This is a genomic window from Kitasatospora sp. NPDC036755 (genome assembly GCF_040636595.1).
GTDB lineage: Bacteria > Actinomycetota > Actinomycetes > Streptomycetales > Streptomycetaceae > Kitasatospora.
The window spans coordinates 39156-46204 of the sequence record NZ_JBEZUT010000025.1 but is presented as its reverse complement, the minus strand read 5'-3'; the positions used below and the strand labels follow the sequence as shown (position 1 = coordinate 46204).

Below are 7049 nucleotides of genomic sequence, written 5' to 3'. Positions count from 1 at the left end.
CCGCATGGTCAATCTGACGCGCATCTACACCCGTACCGGCGATGACGGCACCACCGCGCTCGGCGACATGAGCCGGACCAGCAAGACGGGGCCGCTCCGGCCTGCTCCGCCCCGCTCCGGGCCGCTTTTGAGCCGACGACCGGTCGGATCCGGCGCACCGGTCCGGAGCTCCCCGACGCCCTCGTGCCCGCTGGGTAGAGTCGCGCCATGGTGACTGTGAGCGCGGGAACCCCCGAGGGCGGGCGGCTGGCCGGCCGTTCCTGCGTGGTGACGGGCGCGGCCAGCGGCATCGGGCGGGCCGTCGCCGAACGCTTCGTCCGGGAGGGCGCGTCGGTGGTCGCCACCGACGTGAACGAGGCCGGGCTGGACCGGCTGGCCGAACGGTTTCCGGGCGCCGTCAGCACGGTGGTCGGCGACGTGTCCCGGGACGAGGACGCCCGCCGGATGGTGGCGGCAGCCGTAGAACGGCACGGGCGGCTGGACGTACTGGTGGCCAACGCCGGGATCATCCCGCTGATGGACATCACCGAGGCCACCGCCGAGGACTGGGACCACGTGATGGCGGTGGACGGCCGCGGCATGTTCCTCACCTGCAAGTACGCGATCGAGGCGATGACCGCGCAGGACCGGCCGGGCGGCTCGATCGTCTGTCTGTCCTCCATCTCCGGTGAGGCCGGCCAGCCCGGCCAGGCGGTGTACGGGCCCGCCAAGTTCGTCGCCTCCGGCCTCACCAAGCACCTCGCCGTCGAGTGGGCCGGCCGCGGGATCCGGGTCAACGCCGTGGCCCCCGGCACCATCACCACCGAGCGGGTCGCCCGGCTGCACGACGAGCCCGGTGGCACCGAGTACCTCGCGGCGATCGAGAAGCTGCACCCGCTGGGGCGGCTCGGCGCCCCGGCCGAGGTCGCCTCGGCCGTCCTCTTCCTCGCCTCCGACGACGCGTCCTTCGTCACCGGGGTGGTGCTGCCGGTGGACGGCGGGTACCTGGCGCAGTAGCCGGCCCGGCCCCGCGGCGGTGGTCCGCTGCCCGGCGCTCCGGCTGCCCGGCGCCCGGCTACTCGGGGGCCCGGCCGCCCGGCTCGCCGGTGAGCAGCTCGACGAGGGCGGACACCCCGTCCGGCCCGTGTCCGGCCGCGACCGCGCGCCGGGTGAGCGCGAGCGCCGCGTCCAGCACGGAGGTGTCCAGCCCGCGCGCCCGGGCGGTGTGCGCGACGTGCGCCAGCCCGGCCTCGGCGGAGACGATGCTGCTCCGGTCGCCCGGGTGGCTCCGGTCGTCCGCCTGCCGCGCGAAGCCGTCTATCAGCGGTGGCAGCAGGCGTGGCAACCCCTGGGCGAACGGCGCCAGTTCGGCGCCGCTGATGCCCTCGGCGCGGGCCAGCGCCAGGGCGTGCAGGTATCCGTGGGCGGTGGTCCAGAACAGGTCGAGCAGGGCTGCGTCGAAGGCCGCCGCCCGGCCCGGTTCCGCGCCCACGTGGTGCACGGTGCCCAACGCCCGGAGCGTCGTCCGGTGCGCGGCGAGGAGCTCGGGGTCGCCGCTCAGCAGGACGGTTCCCTCCGGGCGGCCGATGGTCGGGGTCGGGGAGGCGATCGCGGCGTTCAGGAGGCGGAAGCCGCCGGCCCCGGCGTGGGCGGCGTTCGCCCGCGCGTCGTCCGGTGCGATCGAGGTGGCGTTGACGACGGTCCGGCCGCGCAGCGCGGATCCGGCGGCCTCCAGCACGGCCCGGGCGGCGGGCTGGTCGCGGACGCAGAGCAGGACGAGCGGGGCGCCCGCCACCGCCTCGGCAGGGCTCCCGGCCGACCGCGCGCCGAGGGCGAGCGGCTCGGCGTCCCGGCCCGGCGTGCGGTTCCACACGGTGACCGGATGGCCCGCGGACAGCAGCGCCCGGGCCAGCGCCCGGCCCATCGGGCCCAGGCCCAGCACGGCAACGCCGTTGGGGGAAGATGGGGTTGAGGAAGATCCTTGGTTCGGCACGGCGTTCACGCTAGACCTTCACGTCGGCGGCAGGGTCAAGACGGGCGGCGCCGTCCGGGCGGCCCGGCCGCCGGGTGGGGGCGTCCGCCCGGCCGTGCCGCTCGGCTGGTCCTGCCGTCCGGACACACCGTTCGGACCCGCCGTGACAGGAGGAACCGCGCATGCGGATCGGAGAGCTCGCCCGGCGCGCCGGGGTCACCCCGCGCGCCCTGCGCTACTACGAGGAACAGGGACTGCTCGCGCCCGAGCGGCGCCCCAGCGGCTACCGTGAGTACGACGAACGGGACGTGGACACCGTCCGGGGCATCCGCACCCTCCTCGCGGCGGGCCTCAACAGCGCCGCGGTCGGCGAGGTCCTGCGCGGTCTGCCGCTCCCCGGGCAGCGCCGACCCGGCCCGACCTGCCCCGAGCTGCTGGCCGGCCTGGCCGAGGAGCGTGCCCGGATCACCCGGCGGATGAACGAACTGGCCGGGGCCCGGGCACTGCTGGACGCCGTCATGGGCGCGGAGGCGCCGGGGGACGCGATCCGGTCCGGCTCCCTGGGCGCGGGCGCGCCGGAGGGGGACCGGGAGACGGAAAGGGGCGTGGAGGGGCAGGGTGCGCGGGGCCCGGTCGCGGGTTCCGCACCCGCCGGGGCCCGCCGCCCGCGCGCGGTGGCGCGGAAACTCGATGGCGCGCGATCCCGGGCCGTGCTGGAGTGAGCGGATGGATCATGATGAGGTGCTCGCCCTGTTCGACGACCGGCTCCGGCGCAACGCGCCGCCCGACCCGGGCTGCCGCGTCGAGCGCGACGGCGCCGTGCTCCGGCAGGTGGGTTCGGAGCACAGCTGGAACGGCGTGGTCTGGTCCGGACTGGACGAGGCCGGGGCGGACGCGGCGATCGCCGCACAGGTGCGCCACTTCGCCGGGCTGGGGCTGGAGTTCGAGTGGAAGGCCTACTCCCACGACCGCCCCGCCGACCTCGGCGCCCGGCTGCTGGCGGCGGGCTTCACCCCGGAGCCGGACGAGGCGCTGATGATCGCCCGGATCGCGGACCTGCCCACCGGAGCGGCCCTGCCCGAGGGTGTCCGGCTGCTCCCCGTGACCGATCCGGCCGGGGTGGACCTGATGATGGAAGCCCACGTCCAGGCCTTCGGCTCCGAGAACCCCAACCTGCGCGAGCGGATGGTGGACCACCTGCGGCAGGGCGGCTCGACGGTCAGCATGGTCGTCGCGATGGCCGGTGACCGGCCGGTCAGCGGTGCGCGGATGGAGCTGGTCCCGGGCACCGGGTTCGCCGGTCTGTGGGGCGGCGGCACCGTGCCGGAGTGGCGCGGCAGGGGCATCTACCGCGCCCTCGTCGCCCACCGCGCCCGTCTCGCGGCCGAACTCGGCTACGAGTACCTCCAGGTGGACGCGAGCGACCAGAGCCGGCCCATCCTCCAGCGCCTCGGCTTCGCCTGGGTGAGCACGACGACGGCGTACCTCCGCCGGCCGTAGCACCGGGTCGTGGCACCGGGCCGTAGCGCCGGGTTGTGGCGCAGTGTCGTGGCGCCGGGGCCGCAGTGCCTGTCGGGGCGGCGTGCCGCCGAGTCCCCCTGCCGATCGGCAGGGGGACTCAGGTGTGTCCTCGCCCGGGTTGTGCCGTTCGGTACATGTGCGGGAGGGGCTGCCGGGGTCACTGTGGGGACACCGCGAGCGGGGGCCGTCCGGGCCCCCGGGAAGGAGCCCGGCATGTCCGACATCCGCCGTCCGAGGATCGATCACGCCGGTCCCGGTCCCGGTCCCGGTCCCGGTCCCGGTGTCGGTGTCGGGGTCGGGGTCGGTGTCGCGGGCGGCGGTCCAGTCGGGGGCGTCCCGGAACGGCACCCCGATCGCCGCCGCCGGCGGCCGTACGGGGTCGGGCCGCCCTCAGGGCAGCCGCTCGACCACGACCATGGCCGCGTCGTCGTCCAGCCGGCCGTCGACGTGGGCGAGCAGGTCCTGGCGCAGGCGGTGGAGCAGGGCGGTCGGGCGCTCGGCACGCCAGGCGGTGACGCGTTCGGTGAGCGGGTAGAAGCGCCGCTGGGCGTCGCGGGCCTCGATCACGCCGTCGGTGTAGATCAGCAGCCGGTCGCCGGGCCGGAACGGGAAGGTCTCCGTCTCGTACCGCACCGGTGCGAGCTCGCCGAGGCCCAGTGGCGGGGCGGGCCGGCGGGCGGCGATTGCGGTGATGCCGTCGGGGCGCAGCAGCAGCGGGGGCGGGTGGCCGCAGTCGATCAGGCGGACGGGGGAGCCGTCGTCGGGGATGTCGAGCAGGACGGCGGTGATGAAGGACTCGCCGGCCTCGCCGCTCTCCTCGGGGGGCTCCTCCGGTGGAGGGAACGGCAGTGCGGACAGCGCCTGCCGGTCCCGGCGTTCCCGCCGGTTCTGTCGTTCCCGGCGGGACTGCTCGGCGAGCTGGGCGAGGTCCCAGCTGACGCTGCCGTCCAGGTAGGCGGCCAGGTCCGGCAGCTCGGCGTGCAGGTGGGCGGCGGCGCGGAAGGCGCCGAGAAGCAGGGCCGCGTCGCCGAGCGAGGACAGGCCCTTGCCGCGCACGTCGCCGACCAGCAGCCGGGTGCCGGTGGCGGTGCGGGCGGCCGCGTACAGGTCGCCGCCGACCTGTGCCTCGGCCTCGGCGGCCAGGTAGACGGAGGCCAGGTGCAGCGGTCCGATCCGCTCCGGCAGCGGGCGCAGCAGCACCCGCTGGGCGGCCTCGGACACCGAGCGCACCCGGGCCAGTTCGCGCTCGTGCCGCTCGCGCAGTACCCGCAGGCCGACGATCAGCACCGAGACGATCAGTTGCGCGCTCAGCTGGGTTTCGATGTTCGCGCTGGTCAGGTTCTCGCGCACGGCGCCGATGGCGGTCAGCGCGGCGAACGCGAGCACGGCGACCCCGGCGGTGGCCCGGGGCCCGGCGAAGGAGGCGGTGAGGGCGGGGGCGACGATCAGCAGCGGGCCGAGGTGGATGTCGGGCGGGGACAGGACGTCGACGACGGCGATCACGACGATGAGCGCGAGCGTCAGCGCCGTCAGCACCCGGCGGTCGGGCCGCCAGGCGCGGCGGCGGTCGGGGGGATGCGGCACGGGCGGCGGGTGCGGCGCATCGGGACGCTGCCGGAGGGGCACTCCTCCTCTGTACACCGTGGAAGCGGCGGGGCGCACCCGGAGGGGCCGGTCCGTGCTCCGGGCCGCGTTCCGATCGGTCCGGGTCGGCCGGGGCCGGTCGGGTCGGAGCGAGCCGTCCGGTCCGCTCGGTCAGCCCTCCTGGCCGTAGCGGGCCAGGTAGTCGGCGAAGCGGGCGACGTCCTCGTCGGACCAGTCGGTGAAGCGTGCGGTGAAGGAGAGCCGGCGCTGCTCGTTGGCGTCCTGCAGCAGCGTGAGTCCGGCTCCGGTGGCGCGCAGGATCTGGCCGCGCTGGTCGTCCGGGTCGGTCTCGCGGGCCAGCAGGCCGAGCTTCTCCAGCGCGGTGACCTGCCGACTGACGGTGGACTTGTCGAGCATGAAGTGCGCCGCCACGTCGGCGGCCCGGCAGCCGCCCCGCTCGGTGATCAGGTCGAGGATGCTGTAGGTGACCAGGGAGAGGTCGGGGTGCAGCTGGGAGGCCTTGTGCCGGGCGCGGCGGGCGAAGGCGGTCAGCTCGCGCTGGATGGTCTCGATGGACGACTGACGGCCGGGCACGGCGTTCCTACCTCCTCGATATTTGTTGCACTATACAACGGATTTGCCCGGGGTTCCACGCCGCTCCGATGCCCGCTGCGCCGGCGCGGCCCGCCAGGCGCGGGCGGCGGCGATCCGGCGGGTCGCACTCGGGTGAGTGGCGAACAGTAGCTCAAGCAGCCTCGGCGGGTCGACATCGGAGACGTTCGCCACGGCCAGTCTGCGCTGCATCGCCACGAACTGCTCGACATCCCCGGTCAGTTCGAGGGCGTGCCGGTCCGCCCTGGCCTCGATCCGGCGGCTCACCGCGCACTGCAGCGGCCCCGAGAGGGCGCTCAGCAGCGCCGCGAGCGCCGCCAGCAACGGCAGCGCCCGGGCGTCGGCGGCATCCGACACCCCGGCGGCGTCCAGCAGCGGTCGCCAGTCGGCGAGCAGGCCGAGGACGGCCACCGCGACGGCCGCGCCGACCGCGCCCATCGCGGTACCGACCGGCACGTCCCGGTGCTTGACGTGGCCCAGCTCGTGCGCGACCACCAGCTCCACCTCGCGCGGCTCGGCGGTGGTCAGCAGCGTGTCGTACGCGACGATCCGGCGGGTCGCCCCGAACCCGGAGACGTAGGCGTTCAGCGCGGTGGTGCGGCGGGAGGCGTCCGCCACCAGGACGTCCCGGACCGGGACCTTGTCCCGCTCGGCCAGCGCCAGCAGCGCGGTCCGCAGCTCGCCTCGGGGCATGGAGGAGAAGCGGTTGAACACCGGCTCGATCAGCAGCGGGTGCAGAAAGGAGAGCGCGGCCGTCAACAGGGCCGCCGCGCCCGCCCCCGGCAGCCACCAGTACCGCGGCGACCAGGCGGTCAGCGCGAACAGCCCGAGCGCGAGCGGGAGGACGAGGACGAGGGTCAGCGCGAGGCCGCGCGCCGCGTCCAGCGCCCAACCGGCCCAGCCCTGGGTCACCAGCCCGTACCGGGTCCGGACGGTCCGCGCCCCGGCGCCGAACGGCAGCTGCAGCGCCTGGCCGAGCAGCACCAGGGCCGCCGCGCCGGCCAACACTTCAGCCGGCCGGGAGCCGCCGAACCAGCCGCCGACCGAGGTCACCAGCGCGGCGCCGGCCGGGGTGAGGCCGAGCAGCAGGGTGAGTGCCAGGCCCGCCGCCCGACCGCCCAGCGCCCACGGTGACTGCGCGCGGCGCAGCGCGCGGCCCCGGGCGCGCTCGTCGGGGGTGAAGTCCGGCGCGGGGTCCGGCGTGAGGTCCGGGGCGGGGGCCGGGGCGGGGGTCGGCGTGGGGGCCGGTGTGGGGGTCGAGTCCGCAGGGGGCGGGGTGGGGTCCATGGCGGGGAACGGCTCTTCCGGTCGGGTCGCGAGAGGGGCGGGGGCGACGGTTCGGCGGGGGTCAGCGGTGATTCAGCATGGCGTACCCGGCCGG

Annotated in this window: 7 protein-coding genes and 1 pseudogene; 4 read left to right on the top strand and 4 right to left on the bottom strand. The window is 76.0% G+C overall.

Annotated features, from left to right (window positions below; genetic code table 11):
- Positions 1–4: 4 nt before the first annotated feature.
- Together AB0E96_RS06315 and AB0E96_RS06310 are read left to right on the top strand one after the other, a co-directional pair.
- A pseudogene (locus AB0E96_RS06315) lies at positions 5–88 on the top strand (cob(I)yrinic acid a c-diamide adenosyltransferase); the annotation flags it as partial.
- Positions 89–207: 119 nt separating this feature from the next.
- Entirely contained in the window at positions 208–996 is a 789-nt protein-coding gene (locus AB0E96_RS06310; RefSeq protein ID WP_359819223.1) for an SDR family NAD(P)-dependent oxidoreductase, read from the top strand.
- 58 nt (positions 997–1054) lie between these two features.
- Here the strand turns inward: AB0E96_RS06310 and AB0E96_RS06305 are convergent, their stop codons facing one another.
- A complete protein-coding gene (locus AB0E96_RS06305) occupies positions 1055–1921 on the bottom strand; it encodes an NAD(P)-binding domain-containing protein (protein ID WP_359819220.1) in 867 nt (288 codons plus the stop codon).
- A gap of 212 nt (positions 1922–2133) precedes the next feature.
- On the opposite strand from AB0E96_RS06305, the gene AB0E96_RS06300 reads away from it, so the two are divergent.
- Both AB0E96_RS06300 and AB0E96_RS06295 read left to right on the top strand, forming a co-directional pair.
- Positions 2134–2673 (top strand): MerR family transcriptional regulator, encoded by a 540-nt coding sequence (locus AB0E96_RS06300; RefSeq protein ID WP_359819217.1) that lies wholly within the window; start codon positions 2134–2136, stop codon positions 2671–2673.
- A 4-nt stretch (positions 2674–2677) separates the two neighbouring features.
- Positions 2678–3451 carry a GNAT family N-acetyltransferase gene (locus AB0E96_RS06295; protein WP_359819214.1) on the top strand — a complete coding sequence of 258 codons (774 nt, stop codon included), beginning with the start codon at positions 2678–2680 and terminating at the stop codon, positions 3449–3451.
- 411 nt (positions 3452–3862) lie between these two features.
- Here the strand turns inward: AB0E96_RS06295 and AB0E96_RS06290 are convergent, their stop codons facing one another.
- From AB0E96_RS06290 to AB0E96_RS06280, 3 genes are all read right to left on the bottom strand, one after another.
- Complete coding sequence (locus AB0E96_RS06290; protein WP_359819211.1) at positions 3863–5056, bottom strand: PP2C family protein-serine/threonine phosphatase; 1194 nt, start codon at positions 5054–5056, stop codon at positions 3863–3865.
- 171 nt (positions 5057–5227) lie between these two features.
- Complete coding sequence (locus tag AB0E96_RS06285; protein ID WP_359819208.1) at positions 5228–5650, bottom strand: MarR family transcriptional regulator; 423 nt, start codon at positions 5648–5650, stop codon at positions 5228–5230.
- 30 nt (positions 5651–5680) lie between these two features.
- Complete coding sequence (locus AB0E96_RS06280) at positions 5681–6955, bottom strand: M48 family metalloprotease (protein WP_359819206.1); 1275 nt, start codon at positions 6953–6955, stop codon at positions 5681–5683.
- Positions 6956–7049: the final 94 nt, after the last annotated feature.

Coding starts and splice junctions, on each gene's coding strand:
- AB0E96_RS06310 (WP_359819223.1), top strand. CDS start 208: ATGGTGACTGTGAGCGCGGGAACCCCCGAGGGCGGGCGGCTGGCCGGC.
- AB0E96_RS06300 (WP_359819217.1), top strand. CDS start 2,134: ATGCGGATCGGAGAGCTCGCCCGGCGCGCCGGGGTCACCCCGCGCGCC.
- AB0E96_RS06295 (WP_359819214.1), top strand. CDS start 2,678: ATGGATCATGATGAGGTGCTCGCCCTGTTCGACGACCGGCTCCGGCGC.
- AB0E96_RS06280 (WP_359819206.1), bottom strand. CDS start 6,955: ATGGACCCCACCCCGCCCCCTGCGGACTCGACCCCCACACCGGCCCCC.